Genomic DNA, 14,654 nt, shown 5'->3' with positions numbered 1-14,654 from the left:
TGCCCATTCCCCGTGCGCCGCTCACGGCAGCACCAGCCGACCCGGGCCCCTGCCCACCTGCGATGACCCCACTCACGACGGCACCTGCCCACCGGCGACCTGATCGAGGGCCGTGCAGACGAGGTCGGCGACCTCGTCTGGTACCCGGCCAGCGGTGTCGACCACGACCATGGCCACCTCGGTGTAGAACGGCTCCCGCTCGCGCAGCATGGCGGCGAGCCGGGTTCGCGGCCCCTCGACGAGCAGCGGACGGTCCCGGGCGAGCCCGACCCGGCGCACCGCGTCCGACAGCCCGACCCGCAGGTAGACGACCCGGTGGCCGGCGAGCAGGGCCCGGGTCGCGGGGTTGAGGACCGCGCCGCCACCGAGCGCGACCACGCCGACGTGCTCCGTGAGGGCGCTGGCCACCGCCCGGTGCTCGGCGGCGCGGAAGTACTCCTCGCCGGAGTCGATGAAGATGTCCGAGACGCTGCGCTCCTCGGCGGCCTCCACGTCGGCGTCGGTGTCGCGCAGCGTGACCGCCCAGCGCCGGGCGAGCGCGGTGCCCACCGTGGTCTTACCCGCCCCGGGCGGACCGACCAGGACCACCCGCGGGCCCCGCGGCTCTGGCTCATGCGGCTCTGGACCCAGCGGCTCGGGCCCCTGCGACGATGGCGTCGTCGCCACCGCGTCCCCAACCATGATCCTGCTTCCTCGTCCGCCGGTGTCGTCCGGCTTTGCGTATCCGCCGGTGTCGTCCAGCCCTGGGTAGATGTGTGCGCGGATGAATGACCTGTGCGGGTACGGCCTGGTCAGTGGATGGGGAGGGCCTTCAGGTAGCTCTCGCAGTTACGCCGGGTCTCCTCCACCGAGTCGCCACCGAACTTCTCCAGTGCCGCGCCCACAAGGACGAGCGCGACCATCGCCTCGGCGACCACCCCGGCGGCCGGCACCGCGCACACGTCGGATCGCTGGTTGATCGCGACCGCGGACTCACCGGTCGCCACGTCGACGGTGGACAGCGGCCGAGTGAGGGAGGAGATCGGTTTCATCGCGATCCGGACCCGCAGCGGCTCGCCGGTGGTCATCCCACCCTCGACTCCACCGGCCCGGTCGGTCACCCGACGCACCTGCGGCACCGCGGCGCTCCGCTGGCCCTCGCCACCGACCAGCTCGATCTCGTCGTGGGCAACCGAACCTCGCCGGCGCGCGGTGAGGAACCCGTCGCCGAACTCGACCCCCTTGATCGCCTGAATGCCCATGAGTTCGGCGGCCAGCCGCGCGTCGAGGCGGCGGTCACCATGGACGTAGCTGCCGAGCCCGGGCGGGCAGCCGTAGGCAAGCACCTCGACGATGCCGCCGAGGGTGTCGGAATCGGCGTGGGCGGCGTCGATCTCGGCGACCATCCGCCCGCTGGTCACCGGATCGGCGCAGCGCACCGGGTCGGCGTCCACGCCCTCGAGGGACGTCGGCGCGGGCGCGCCCGGCGGGACCTCGACGGCGCCGATCGCCACGACGTGGGAGAGCACTTCGATCCCGTACGCCTGGCGCAGCAGCGCCTTGGCCGCCGTGCCGAGCGCGACGCGGGCCGCGGTCTCCCGGGCGCTGGCGCGCTCCAGGACAGGCCGGGCGTCATCGAAGCCGTACTTCTGCATGCCAGCCAGATCAGCATGGCCGGGGCGCGGCCGGGTCAACGGCGCGTTGCGACCAAGGCCCGCGAGCGTCGACGCGTCGACCGGGTCGGGCGCCATGACCTGCTCCCACTTCGGCCACTCGGTGTTACGCACGACGACACTGACCGGACCGCCGAGGGTGACCCCGTGGCGCAGGCCGCCGAGCAGTTCGATCTCGTCGCGCTCGAAGCTCATCCGAGCGCCCCGGCCGTGCCCGAGCCGCCGGCGGGCGAGCTCCGCCGCGATGTCCGCACTGGTCAGCCGAATCCCCGCGGGCAGCCCCTCGACCGTGGCCACCAGGGCAGGACCGTGGGACTCCCCCGCCGTCAACCAACGCACCATGCCAGCCAGTCTTTCACGACAACCCCTCCGAGCAGACCCGGCATGACCAACCTCGCGCCAGGGTCCACCGGGACAGCCTGCCGGTCAGATACCCGCGGCAACGACAGCGAGTAGCGCGCCGGCCAGGAGAAACGGACCGTAGGCCAGCCGGTCGCGCCGATTCACCCGCCGGGCGACGAGCAGCCCGAGCGCAGCCACACCGCCGATGACGACCCCGGCGAACATCCCGCCCAGCACGCTGCGCCACCCCAGCCAGCCCAGCGCCAGCCCGAGCAGACCAGCAAGCTTCACGTCACCTCGGCCAAGGCCGCCACCGGGCAACCGGTGCAGCGCCAGGAACGCAGCCCAGCACACCAGCGCCGCCACCGCCGCCCGCACCAGCCGCCCAGGCGCCCCATCCACCGCCGCGGCCAGCCCGAGCAGCAGGCCGAACACCAGGTAGGACGGCAGGACCAGCGGATCCGGCAACCTGTGCACCCGCAGGTCGATCGCCGCCAACCACACCCCGATCACCGCGAGATAGGCATATGCCGGCAACCAGGACGGATGCCCACGCAGCACCACGGTCACCACACCGACCATCGCCACCGTCGATCCCGCCAGCGGCAGCGCACCAGTCCGGCCACGGCCGGACGTCCCCGGCTCCGGCTCCGGCGGCACTGGCGGCACCGGCACCGGCACCGGCACCGGCGACGACGCGTCGAGGTGGTCACGAGGACGCCGTTCGGACACCGGCGGTGGGAAGGCGGCAACCACCCTCGGGCCCACCGGCAGGGCCACAGCCAGGGCAATCATTGCCACCGCGACGCTCCACCCAACCGCGCACATACCGACCCCTTCCGCCCGTACCGAAGAGTGTGCCGACCCGTCGGCCGGCCGGCTGTCATGTGGGCGTCGGTGGGTAGCCCAAGTGCCCGGATTCTTGTGCCATGTCGCGCGTGGCCGCGGCGAGGCCGGTACGGATGCCGCCGGTCAGCGCCGGCGCGGGGGGCGGAGTTGGCGACCGTCAAAGGCCGGCGCGGGTGTCGAGGGCGGTCTGGCCGGCGGTGAACAGGGCGCCGGCGGGGACGAGCTGGCCGGTGAAGTGCTCGACCTGGCCGACCGCCTGGCCGGCGAGGATCTCCAGGCCACCGGCGACGCGGGCGCCGGTCCGGTAGACGGTGGCGGCGAGCACCGTCGGCCAGGGGTGGTAGAGCAGCTCGACGAGCGGACAGGACCCGGGCCAGGGGCGGCGGGCCAGCGCGTCGGTGGCGCCGGCGGGAGTGGTGGCGATGACCAGATCGGGGCCGGCGGGCAGGCCGGTGGAGAGCAGCTCCCAGGACAGCCCGGTGACCTGGACGCCGAGGCGCTCGCCCACCTGCGCGAGCTCGGCGGTGGCCGTGGGCCGTCGGGCGACGACCGCCACGTGCTGGCAACCTGCGGCCGCCACGGCGGCGACCGCGGCACGGGCCGTGCCCCCGGCACCGATGATCAGTGGCCGGCGCGGCGCTCGTCCGTCCAACACCCGCCGCAGTGCCCCCGTGATGCCGGCGACATCGGTGTTGTCCCCGAACAGATGGCCGTCGTCGCCGACCACGACCGTGTTGACGGCGCCGATCGCGGCGGCCGTCGGGTCGATCTCGTCCACCTGGTCGAGGGCGACGGTCTTGAGCGGCATGGTGAGCGACAGGCCGAGCCACCCGGGCTCGGTGCGGACCCGTTCGAGCATGGCCGGCAGGTCCGCCGCCGCACAGTGGATCGCGGTGTACCGCACCGCGAGGCCGAGCCGGGCATACGCGGCGCCGTGCAGCACCGGGGACAGTGAGTGGTCCACCGGGGCGCCGAGCACCGCCGCCCGGGCTGGATGGTCCGGCGTCGCCGCCGCAGCCACCCGCGCGGCCCGTCGCGACCATGCGACCCGCGCTGGCGTCGTGGCCCGCACGGCCTCGGCCACCGGCGCTGGCGCTGGCGTCGCGGCCCGCACGGCCTCGGCCACCGGCGCTGGAGTCGCGGCCCGCCTCCCCTCAGCCTCGGCCACCGGCGCTGGCGCTGACTGCCCGGCTTCCGTGGCCCGCCGGATGCGCTCCTCGTTCGCGGCCACCCGCCCCCACCTCCCGTCCGCGGTCACACACCATCACCGCGTCGATATGACCGTTTAGTCAGATTTCTGCGATCCGAGGGGCCACGATGTTCCTTCTACAGGGTTTCGACGGGTGTTATGCCCGTTTCGCCCCTGTAGAAGAGACATGCAGACCGCGTCGGCCGCGCGCGCCGCCGACGATCTCCGCCAGCGAGGGGAGCGGCGGTTACCGAGGGGGCGGATGGGCGCGCTGAGTGGTTGGGTCCGCCCACTTCGCTCCCTGCCGCCCGTTACTCCCTGCCGCCCGCTACTCCCTGCCACCCTCGGCGCGGTACTGGGCCTGCAGCGCGTCCCATTCCGCCTGGGTGGTCGCGAACTTGGTGACCTTGCTCTGCGGCATGGAGACGAAGTACAGCCACGTCCCGTCCGCCGGTCGCAGTGCCGACCTCAGCGCCCAGACACCCGGGTTGGAGATCGCGCCCGGCGGCAGTCCTGGGACCGCCCGGGTGTTGTACGGGCTCGTCGAACTGGTGAGCTGCTCGTGCGACAGCGGGCCGGTGTACTCGTTCTGGGCATACCGGGTCGTCGAGTCCATGTCGAGCCGGCGGAACCCACCGCTGGTGTCGGCGAGCCGATTGTAGATCACCCGGGCGACCTTCGGGCCCTCGTCGGAGTTCGCGACCTCCTTCTCGATGATCGAGGCGATGGTCACGATCTGGCCCGGTGTCTCGCCGCGGGCGGCGGCGCCCTGTTCCAGGTTGAGGGCCGCGGCCTCGGTCTTGTACCGGGTGACGAACGACTTCAGCAGCGCGACCGGGTCCTGCCCGGGAACAAGGTCATAGGTGGACGGGAACAGGTAGCCCTCCAACGTCGGCGCGTAGGACGGCACGCCGAGCTGGGCCGGGTTGCGGACGATCGCCTGGAGCTGGTCCATCGGTGTCCCGAGCCGGTCGTGGATGCCGGAGAGGACCTCCTGGACGGTCATGCCCTCCTTGATGACGAACCGGAACGGCGCGGCCGACGCCGGGTCAAGCAGCGCCGTGAGTGCGGCCTGGGCGCTCATCCGGCTGCGCAGCCGGTAGGTGCCCGGCTGGATGCCCAGCGACTTCGGGTTGGCCGAGGCGGCCTTGACGAAAGCGCCGGAAGAGGCGGTGACATCCGCGTCGTGCAGCTCCTTCGCGATCTCACTGGCGGTGGCGCCGTCGGGGATCTGCACGACGGCGATGCCGTTGCCGGAGCCGGCGTAGTCCGCGGCCGACGAGCCCCCCGAGACGTGGCCGACGAGCTTGCCGACGCCGACGATGCCGAGCCCGAGCAGCGCGGCGACGATGACGAGCACGGCCACCAGCTTCGGCAGCGCCCGACCACGGCGTCCGGGCGTCGGCTCGTCGTCCCAGGAGCCGCCCCAGCCGTCGTCCCCGCCGCGGTCCCGGTCGTCCCCGCGGCCGCGGACCCGGCCTTCCCCACCGATCTGACCTTCCCTGCCGGCCCGGCCATTTCCGCGGGCCCGGCCTTCCCCGCTGGCCCGGTTCTCCTCGCGGCGGCCCCGGCCTTCCCGGCGGCCCCCGCTCAGACCACGCTCACTCAGGCCACGTGCGCGATCGTCGGACCGGTCGCCGGCGCCGAGGAGACGACTGTCGAGAGACTGATCGTCGGCATACGGGTCATCTGCGCCATACGGGGCGTCATCCTCGTACTGCGCGTCGTCACCGTACGGATCGCCGGCACCATACTGGGCACCGGACGCGTACCGGTTGTCGACTCCGTACGGATCGCCCGCACTGTGATCATCGCCCACGCCGGCCCGGCCAGGGCGGCGCCGGCCGTCACGCGGCCCGCCGGCCCGACCCGGTGTCTCCCGGTGGGGACCCCGCGACCGGCTCTGTCCCGGGTACGCGTCGTCCGATCGGTCCCGGTCCCGGTCCGGGTACGCCTCGTCGGGATACGCCCCGTCGGGGTACGCATCCCGCGCGTACCCGTCGTGCGCGTGTCCGTCATCCCGACCCCGACCGCCGCGGCGCCGGCCTCCGGGCCGCTCGGCACGACGGTCGGGGTATCGGTCATCAGGACGACGGGCGCCCGGACGACGGGGGTCATATCCCGGGTCCGGAAGGGCGCCGGAACGACCGGATGCGGAGCGGTCCGGGGTGTCGTAACGCTCGGCCGAACGGCGGCCGGATCCGCGGGATCGGCGCCCGCCGTAGGGGTCCTCGTCGAGGATCTCGTCGAGGTCTCGGCCCGTCACCTCGCGTCCTGCGGCCCGGCCATCCCGTCCGACGCCCGGTCCGCACCACCGGCCTCAGGAGCACCACCGGCCTCAGGCGTGGCAGCCGGGCCCGCGGAGGCGGGGGCGGGGGCGTCACCCCCATACCCGAGCCGCCCACGCCGACTGTCCAGGTCGTGCTGGAGGATCTGCACGGCTGCCTCCTGATCCACGAGACTGCGACGGGCGCGGGAACGGACGCCACGTTCGGCCATTCTGCGATGAGCCACGACCGTGGTGAGCCGCTCGTCGACGAACCGGATCGGCACGGGCGCGATCCGCCCCGCAAGCACGTCGGCGTACTCGCGGACCAGCGCGACCGCGCGGCCCTCCTGCCCCGACAGCTGCCGGGGCAGGCCCACCACCACCTCGACAGCCTGCCGCTCCCGGACGATCTCCGCAAGGGCGTCGACGTCAATATGGCCGCGTTTGTCCCTGATGAGGGTTGTGACGGGCACCGCAAGCAGGCCGTCGGGGTCACTGGCCGCCACGCCAACCCGCACTGAGCCGACATCCACCGCCACCCGGACGCCGCGGCGGAGCATCGGCGAGTCGGTCACCTAGCGTCCGACGAGCTCGGCCACCAGCCCGCGCAGCTTCGCGAACGCGGCCGGGACGAGCTCCGCCGTGCCGTTGCCCCCCTGGGCGACGTCAGGCTTGCCGCCACCCTTGCCGCCCAGCGCCGTCCAGCTGCCCCGGACCAGCTCACCCGCGCGCAGCCCGCGCCCCCGCGCCGCGTCGTCGGTGACGACGACGATGGACCCGCCGTCCGCGCGGATCACCGCCACGACCGCCGGCCGCCCGGCGAGCCGGCCACGGATGTCCAGGGCGAGCAGGCGCAGGTCGCCGGGGGCGGTGCCGGCCGGCACCTCAGCGGTGACGACGGCGACGCCGCCGATCTCCTCGGCACCGGCGGCGAGCGCCCCGGCGCCGGAGAGCACCGCGGCGGCGCGCAGTTTGTCGAGTTCCCGCTCGGCGTCACGCAGGCGGGTGACCATGTCATTCACCCGGTCGGTGAGCTCGTCCGGGCGGGCCTTGAGCGCGGTGGACAGCTGCGCGACGAGCAGATGCTCGCGGGCGAGATAGCGGAACGCGTCGATGCCGACGAGCCCCTCCACCCTGCGGGTGCCGGCGGAGATGGACGCCTCCGAGAGCAGCTTCACGGCGCCGAGCTGCGCCGAGCTCGCCACATGCGTGCCGCCGCAGAGCTCACGGGCGTAGTCGCCGACGTCGACGACCCGCACGGCATCGCCGTACTTCTCACCGAACAACGCCATCGCGCCGAGCCGGCGCGCTTCCTCCTGGGTGGTGACGAACGACCGCACCGGCAGATCCCGCAGCGCCACCTCGTTGATCTCGTCCTCGACGTCGGCGAGCACCGACGGCGCGACGGCGCCGGCCGCGTGGAAATCGAAGCGCAGCCGGCCCGGCGAGTTCAACGAGCCGGCCTGGGTCGCACCCTCCCCCAGCGCCCGGCGGAACGCCGCGTGCACGAGATGGGTCGCGGTGTGCGAGCGCGACACGGCTCGACGCCGGCCGTCGTCGACCTCGGCGTGCACCCGGTCGCCGACCTTCAGCTCACCGGAACGCACCTTCACCCGGTGCAGGACGAGCTCGGGCACCGGCCGCTGGACGTCGAGGATCTCCGCCTCGCCGCCGTCGAAGCGCAGAACACCGAGGTCCGCCTCCTGCCCACCGCTCTCGGCGTAGAAGGGGGTGACGTCGAGCACGACGCCGACCTCGTCGCCGGCGCCGACGGCGGGGCGGCCGAGGCCGTCGACGATCCCGACCAGGCCCACCACCTCGGACTCGCGGGTGAGCTCCTCGTAGCCGGTGAACGTCGTCGGCCCGGAGGCGGCGAGGATCGGGCGGAACGCGGACAGGTCCAGGTTCCCGATCCGCCGCGCGGCCCGGTCGGCCTTCGCGGTCTGCCGCTGGCGTTCCATCAGCCGGCGGAAACCCGCCTCGTCGACGGCCAGTCCCGCCTCGGCGGCCATCTCCAGGGTCAGATCGATCGGGAAACCGTAGGTGTCGTGCAGCTTGAACGCGTCGTCCCCACCAAGCGTGGTCGCGCCGGACGCGCGGACCTGGCGCACCGCCGTGTCGAAGATCGTGGTGCCGGTGCGCAGCGTCTCGGCGAACGACACCTCCTCGGCGACCGCGACCCCGGAGATCGTCTCGGCGTCGCTGACGAGCTCGGGGTAGATCGGGCCCATCGCGGCGCTGATCACGCCGAACAGTTCGGCCATGACCGGCTCGCGCGCGCCGAGCAACCGGGCGTCACGCACCGCCCGGCGCAGCAGCCGGCGCAGCACGTACCCCCGGCCCTCGTTGGACGGCACGATGCCGTCGGAGATGAGCATCGCGGCGGTGCGGGTGTGGTCGGCGATGACCCGCAGCCGCACGTCGGACTCGGGGTCGGCGCCATAGCGGCGGCCGGTGAGCCGACTGGCGGCGTCCAGCACCGGGCGGGAGATGTCGATCTCGTAGAGGTTGTCGACGCCCTGCAGGATGATGGCCATCCGCTCAAGGCCCATACCGGTGTCGATGTTGCGGCTGGGCAGCTCACGCAGGATCGGGTAGTCGTAGCCGGCGCCCTCGCCGCGCTCGAACTGCATGAACACGAGGTTCCAGACCTCGATGTAGCGGTTCTCGTCGACGATCGGGCCGCCGTCAGGGCCGTGGTCGGGGCCCCGGTCGAAGTAGATCTCGCTGCACGGACCACACGGGCCGGGCACACCCATCGACCAGTAGTTGTCCTCCTTGTCGCGGCGCTGGATGCGCTCCGCGGGCAGGAGTTTGCGCCAGATCTGCTCGGCCTCGTCGTCGTCGAGGTAGACGGTGGCCCACAGATCGTCCGGGTTGAAACCGAACCCGTCGACGAGCAACTCGAAGGCGTACGGGATCGCCTCGGCCTTGAAGTAGTCGCCGAAGGAGAAGTTGCCGCACATCTGGAAGAACGAGGCGTGCCGGGCGGTTCGGCCGACGTTCTCGATGTCGACGGTGCGCACGACCTTCTGCACGCTGGTCGCGCGCTTCCAGGGTGGGGTCAGGTCGCCGAGAAAGTACGGCTTGAACGGCACCATACCGGCGTTGACCAGCAGCAACGTCGGGTCCGGCGCGATGAGCGAGGCGCTCGGGACCACGGCGTGGTCATGCGCGGCGAAATGGTTCAGAAAGCGGCTGCGGATCTCGGCCGTATCCATCGGTCACATCGTCCAGACTGGTGGGAGAAGAAACGTCATCCGGCGGCGGGCGGCACTGCCGCCCCCGGTGCTGCCGCGCCCGGTCTCGCCGCGCCCAGCGTTGCCGAGCCCGGCGTTGCAAGGCCCGGCGTTACCAGGCCGACGCGTGGCTCAGGGCCGACGGGCACCGGGAACCAGCCGCATGGTCCGCTCGAGGTCGTCCACCTGGGCCAAACCGGGCTCGCCGCCAGGCCGCACCGGGGATACCGGGGGCGCGTAATGGCCAGCCACCGGCGGGGCGGCCGCTGGGGCGGGCGGCGTGACGAGGGCGGACGCACCGGCGGGGTCGTCGTCCGGGTCGCGGTCGAGACCAAGCGCATCACGGATCTCCTCCTCCCGCTCCGCCGCAGCCTCACGGACATCCGCGAGGAACTCCTGCAGTGACTGTACGAGAGATCCCGCGAGGCTGGTCGGAGTAAGCGCGGCCGCGGCCTTCGCGGCCTGCCGCACGACGACCACTCCGGCCGCAGCCCCGAATGCCAGGTAGAAGATCCGCGACATCTAGCGGCCCCCCTGACGCCCGTGGCCGGTGCCCGCGGCCTTGGCCAACGGTGAGGTTCCTCCCGCCGAGACCGCCTCATCGCCGCCCGCTCCGGCGCCGCCCGCGCCGGGGCCGGCGCCACGACGGGCCGCCTTCTCCGTCTTCATCTGTGTCTTCACCCGCGACTCGACCTCCGAACGGGTGCGCTTCGCCGCGGCCTTGCGCACGCCGTAGCTGAACGCGGCCACCCGCACCATCGGACCACCGAGAGTCGCGGCGAACAGCGACGTCAGCGACGAGACGTTCGTCGTGATCGACTGCACGTTCGCCGTGATCGCGTCGACCCGATCGAGTTCCTTGTTGACGTGGCCGAGAGCCACGTTGACCTCGTCGACCGTCGCCCCGGCCTGCCGTACCCGGGCGGTTCCCTCGTCGATGGCGATGCCGGTCTGGCGCACGCGCGCGGCCGCCTCGTCGAAGATCCTGCCGAGCTTGAGCAGAACAAAACAGCCGAAGAGGGCGAGCACCGCGAACGCGCCGGACGCGATCAGGCCCGCGACCGCTCCACCGGACATATGTGCTCCTGCCTCCATCGTCGTTGCGGGTCATCCGTCGCGGGTCATCCGTCGCTACGGGCCGTCAGTCGTGACCGGACTCGGTCGTTACAGATCGTCGTCATGGTCATCGTCGTCGGGGGTTGGTGGTTGACCCTACCGAGGCATCCGTCGCGGCCACGGGTAGCCCCCGCCACCGCCTGCGGGTCCCCGCTGCTGTTTTCCGGGTCCGCCACCGGGTCGTCCGCCCGTTGTCCTGGCTGCGTTGTCCTGGCTGCGTTGTCCTGGCCGCGCTGTCCCGGCCGCGCTGCCCTGACTGTGCTGCCCTGACTGTGCTGCCCTGACTGTGCTGCCCTGACTGTGCTGTCATGACTGCTGGCCATCACCGCTCGGATCTCGGCGTGCATCCTCGGCACCGCTGCCGCGAACGGCGGTGCGCAGCTCGCGTAGGCGCTCGGCCGCACGCCGTTCGAAACCGTTGCCACCCGGTGTGTAGTAGTCGGCGCCGACCAGCCTGTCCGGAGGGTACTGCTGACGCGTGACCCCGCCTGGCTCGTCATGCGGGTACCGGTAGCCAGCCCCGCTGCCCGCGCGAGCGGCCCCGGGGTAGTGGGCGTCACGCAGATGCGGTGGGACGGGACCCGCCCGCCCGGCCCGCACGTCGCTACTGGCCGCGTCGATGGCGCGGATCACCGCGTTCGACTTCGGCGCGAGCGCGAGATGGATGACCGCCTGGGCCAGGGCGAGTCGGGCTTCGGGCAGCCCGACCAGGTCCAGGGCCTGTGCCGCGGCGACGGCGACGGCGAGCGCCCCCGGGTCCGCCATGCCGACGTCCTCACTGGCCAGGATGATCATCCGCCGAGCGACGAACCGGGGATCCTCGCCGGCTTCCAGCATCCGGGCGAGGTAGTGCAGCGCGGCGTCGGGATCACCGCCGCGCATCGACTTGATGAAGGCGCTGACCACGTCATAGTGCTGGTCACCGGACCGGTCGTAGCGTACGGCCGCCCGGTTGACCGCCTGCTCGAGCAGGCCCACGTCCAGCCGGACCGCGAAGTCAGGACCGGAGGTTGGCGGCGTGGCCGGAGCCTGCTCGGCGAGCAGGGCCTCGACGCCGGCCTCCAGGACGGTCAGTGCACGTCGCGCGTCACCACCGGCGAGCCGGACGATGTGCTCCCGCGCGGCGCCGGTGAGCTCCACCCGTCCGCCGTACCCCCGCGGATCCCGCAGCGCCCGGTCGAGGACGCCGCGGATGTCGTCCTCGGTGAGCGGCTCCAGGGTGAGGAGCAGAGATCGCGACAGCAACGGGCTCACCACCGAGAAGAAGGGATTCTCGGTGGTCGCGGCGACCAGCGTGACCCAGCCGCGCTCCACCGACGGCAGCAGCGCGTCCTGCTGGGTGCGGGTGAAGCGGTGCACCTCGTCGATGAACAGCACCGTGCGCGCCCCCGAGGCACGACTCGCGGCGCGCGCCTCGTCGATGACCGCGCGGACGTCCCGCACGCCGGCCGTGACGGCGGACAGTTCCCGGAACCGCCACCCGGACGCCCCCGACACGATGTGGGCCAGCGTGGTCTTACCGGTTCCAGGCGGGCCCCAGAGGATCACCGAGGTCGTGCCACCGCCCTCCACCAGTCGCCGTAGCGGGCTTCCCGCGCCGAGCAGATGACGCTGACCGACGATCTCGTCCAGGTTCGCCGGCCGCAGCCGGGCAGCGAGCGGTGTCAGATCGGAGGCACCGTGCCCGCCGGAGGGACTGTGCTCGCCAGAGGGACCGTGCCCGCCAGAGGGACTGTGCCCGCCAGAGGGACTGTGCCCGCCGTGCTCGTCCGAACATGCAGGGGAACCCACGCCTGTCCTGGCGCGGGTGGCGGCGGGCGTAGTGCTCGGCGAGGCGGGCGCGGGCGCCGCCACGTCGAACAGATCAGCCGGGTCGAACAGACTCACGTGGCTCACGGTACGTCGACAGTCCCTCGTCCCTGCGGGGAGTCCGGGCCGGCGAGGAGTCCGGACCGGCGGGATCGGCCCGGCACGGCGTCGATCCGGCGGAAATCAAGGGGATCGGGGGGATCGGGGGGGATCAGCGGAGGTTCGACGGCGGCTCGGAGAAGCTGTTCCGCCAGACGGGCACCGGAGCGGGCGGAAAGTACTCGTCACTGGCGGGTGGGATCGGAAGGACAAGTGCGCCTGGGCGTACCTGGCTGGCCCGGGCCATCGACAGCGCTCCGGACTCGGTCACGCCACCCATCGCGGCGAAGATGACCACCGCGAGGACAGAGAAGGCGATCACACAGACCATCGGGGCGAGCGCGATCGGGTCGGTGCCGCTGACGTGCAGGTCATCGTTCGCGATCAGGGTGAGGTCGACCGAGACCCGGGCGGCAGCCATGGCGGTGTAGTGCATTCCGCAGACCGCTGTCGCCATGACCATCGAGGCGACGACGACGTGCCGACCGGTGCGGACCCGGAAGGCGATCCACAGGGCGGCGGTGGCGGCGGCGACGGCGATGACCACCGAGAGCACGACGATAGGCATCCGGTAGGTGACGTCACCGCCGGTGTGCATCGCGGCCATGCCGGTGTAGTGCATGGCCGCCACGCCGAGCCCGGCGACCAGGCCGCTGCTCATCAGCCAGCCCAGACTGCGCGGATGGCGGCCGACCAGAGTCAGCCCCAGGCCGGACCCGGCGATCGCGATGAGTAGTGAGAGTCCGGTGTAGGGAAGTCCGTAACGCAGATCAAGCCCGTCCACCTGATAGCCGATCATTCCGATGAAATGCATCGACCAGATCGCCCCGCCGCCCAGTGAGACGGCGGCGGCGGCGGTCCAGCGAGCACGCTCACGCCCGTCGGACAGGGGGATCCGGATAGCGCTCACCAGGGCCGCGAAGGAGCCGACCAGGGCAAGGCCGACGGACACGATGACGAACAGAAGATCCTGGCTCGAGTGTTGATGGGCAGCTGCGGCAACGATCATTTGACCCCCTGGACGTGTACGTGAGCCACCCAGATCTAGCACGCCGGTGCATTAGACACCAAGTTTGGGCGTAGTTTGAGATTCACGATCACGCAAAAAGGGCAAATTTGGCATATCGATCTGCTCCGACACACATACAGCCATGGCCGCGCTCCGTCGCCAGCCGGCGATCGCCATGGACACGGCCCCGGTCACGGACAGCCGGCCGGATCACTTCCCGACCGCCACTCATCGCCCATGACCTGCAGCAAAATCATTCCCCTCGTGCTCACGCACGCATCCGCCGGGCGACCCCGACCATCCGTCGAGGGGCCACCCCGACGGCACGGCCGGGCTGGATGACCACCGTGCCGGCCGCCGCCACCCGAGTCCGGCCGCCGCCCGAGCACCGCGGACCACCCGGCCACAATCACATTCGGCGCCGACGCCGAATGTCCGGCACGCCGCTTCGCCACGCGCGACCGCCACCCTTTCCAGTTCACCGGCACCCGGCCAGACGGGACCACCTGAAGGTCACATGAATCTCGCCGATCAACTTGACAGGATCCGACACCAACGCTTTTCGCATACCCATGACATCCCGCTACCAGAAAAGACCACTTATTCTTCTTCCAGGCGCCCATTCGGGCATTGATGCGCGGTATGGTTCGGCTAGTCGGTTTGGCCGCACGGATGGCCTACCGCACCGGAGATGGAGATATGAACCGCCCACCTTCGGCCGCCCACTGGGCAGGCCGGTCCAGAAGCCGGCACCCAGCAGGATTCAGCCCGGAAAGGTGCAATCCATGAGCGCGTTCCCGCCCGTTCGCACCCGCGCCGTACGACCTGGCGCGGCCAGGTCCGCCGCCGCACGCACCGGCGCCGCCCCCCACCCCGGCGTCCGCCCGGCCACCCATCCGGCGCTCACGGCGGCTGATCCGACCGGTGGTGCCGGCGCACCGTCGGCGTCAGCGACCCTCTCCGCGCCGCCGGCCGGCCGGTCCGCCACGCGGGTCGGCCGGCATGTGCGGGTGCCCAAGACCGCCGAACTCGTCGCCGCCCACCTGCGCCGCCAGATCGTCCGCGGCGAACTCCACGAAGG

Annotated in this window: 11 protein-coding genes and 1 pseudogene; 1 reads left to right on the top strand and 11 read right to left on the bottom strand. The window is 72.1% G+C overall.

Features of this window, described 5'->3' with window-relative positions; translation table 11 throughout:
- Window positions 1–72 precede the first annotated feature (72 nt).
- From MXD95_RS13735 to MXD95_RS13685, 11 genes are all read right to left on the bottom strand, one after another.
- A complete protein-coding gene (locus MXD95_RS13735; RefSeq protein WP_250640993.1) occupies window positions 73–681 on the bottom strand; it encodes a shikimate kinase in 609 nt (202 codons plus the stop codon).
- Window positions 682–791: 110 nt separating this feature from the next.
- Complete coding sequence (gene aroC / locus MXD95_RS13730) at window positions 792–1,994, bottom strand: chorismate synthase (protein ID WP_250640992.1); 1,203 nt, start codon at window positions 1,992–1,994, stop codon at window positions 792–794.
- 84 nt (window positions 1,995–2,078) lie between these two features.
- Window positions 2,079–2,822 (bottom strand): prepilin peptidase, encoded by a 744-nt coding sequence (locus MXD95_RS13725; protein ID WP_250640991.1) that lies wholly within the window; start codon window positions 2,820–2,822, stop codon window positions 2,079–2,081.
- Between the two features lie 178 nt (window positions 2,823–3,000).
- Window positions 3,001–4,074: a shikimate dehydrogenase gene (locus MXD95_RS13720; RefSeq protein WP_308301494.1), complete on the bottom strand. Its 1,074-nt coding sequence runs from the start codon at window positions 4,072–4,074 to the stop codon at window positions 3,001–3,003.
- A 286-nt stretch (window positions 4,075–4,360) separates the two neighbouring features.
- Entirely contained in the window at window positions 4,361–6,298 is a 1,938-nt protein-coding gene (gene mltG, locus MXD95_RS13715; protein ID WP_308301493.1) for an endolytic transglycosylase MltG, read from the bottom strand.
- Window positions 6,295–6,861 (bottom strand): Holliday junction resolvase RuvX, encoded by a 567-nt coding sequence (ruvX, locus tag MXD95_RS13710; RefSeq protein ID WP_250641006.1) that lies wholly within the window; start codon window positions 6,859–6,861, stop codon window positions 6,295–6,297. The genes mltG and ruvX overlap by 4 nt, the downstream gene beginning before the upstream one ends.
- Before the next feature lie 15 nt (window positions 6,862–6,876).
- Window positions 6,877–9,522 (bottom strand): alanine--tRNA ligase, encoded by a 2,646-nt coding sequence (gene alaS, locus MXD95_RS13705; protein WP_250640990.1) that lies wholly within the window; start codon window positions 9,520–9,522, stop codon window positions 6,877–6,879.
- Between the two features lie 150 nt (window positions 9,523–9,672).
- On the bottom strand, window positions 9,673–10,062 hold the full coding sequence (locus MXD95_RS13700) for a hypothetical protein (RefSeq protein WP_250640989.1): 390 nt from the start codon (window positions 10,060–10,062) through the stop codon (window positions 9,673–9,675).
- Window positions 10,063–10,617 (bottom strand): DUF948 domain-containing protein, encoded by a 555-nt coding sequence (locus tag MXD95_RS13695; protein ID WP_250640988.1) that lies wholly within the window; start codon window positions 10,615–10,617, stop codon window positions 10,063–10,065.
- Window positions 10,618–10,962: 345 nt separating this feature from the next.
- Window positions 10,963–12,543 (bottom strand): replication-associated recombination protein A, encoded by a 1,581-nt coding sequence (locus MXD95_RS13690; RefSeq protein WP_480024042.1) that lies wholly within the window; start codon window positions 12,541–12,543, stop codon window positions 10,963–10,965.
- 133 nt (window positions 12,544–12,676) lie between these two features.
- Window positions 12,677–13,573, bottom strand: coding sequence for an MHYT domain-containing protein (locus MXD95_RS13685; RefSeq protein WP_250640987.1), 897 nt, complete (start codon window positions 13,571–13,573; stop codon window positions 12,677–12,679).
- Window positions 13,574–14,358: 785 nt separating this feature from the next.
- On the opposite strand from MXD95_RS13685, the pseudogene MXD95_RS13680 reads away from it, so the two are divergent.
- Window positions 14,359–14,654, top strand: a pseudogene (locus tag MXD95_RS13680) (FadR/GntR family transcriptional regulator); the annotation flags it as partial.

The sequence above is a fragment of the Frankia sp. AiPa1 genome (assembly GCF_023243075.1).
GTDB lineage: Bacteria > Actinomycetota > Actinomycetes > Frankiales > Frankiaceae > Frankia.
Note: the sequence above shows the minus strand (reverse complement) of the source record. Positions and strands in the feature narration are given on the sequence as shown.

Coding starts and splice junctions, on each gene's coding strand:
- MXD95_RS13735 (WP_250640993.1), bottom strand. CDS start 681: ATGGTTGGGGACGCGGTGGCGACGACGCCATCGTCGCAGGGGCCCGAG.
- aroC (WP_250640992.1), bottom strand. CDS start 1,994: ATGGTGCGTTGGTTGACGGCGGGGGAGTCCCACGGTCCTGCCCTGGTG.
- MXD95_RS13725 (WP_250640991.1), bottom strand. CDS start 2,822: ATGTGCGCGGTTGGGTGGAGCGTCGCGGTGGCAATGATTGCCCTGGCT.
- ruvX (WP_250641006.1), bottom strand. CDS start 6,861: ATGCTCCGCCGCGGCGTCCGGGTGGCGGTGGATGTCGGCTCAGTGCGG.
- alaS (WP_250640990.1), bottom strand. CDS start 9,522: ATGGATACGGCCGAGATCCGCAGCCGCTTTCTGAACCATTTCGCCGCG.
- MXD95_RS13700 (WP_250640989.1), bottom strand. CDS start 10,062: ATGTCGCGGATCTTCTACCTGGCATTCGGGGCTGCGGCCGGAGTGGTC.
- MXD95_RS13695 (WP_250640988.1), bottom strand. CDS start 10,617: ATGTCCGGTGGAGCGGTCGCGGGCCTGATCGCGTCCGGCGCGTTCGCG.
- MXD95_RS13685 (WP_250640987.1), bottom strand. CDS start 13,573: ATGATCGTTGCCGCAGCTGCCCATCAACACTCGAGCCAGGATCTTCTG.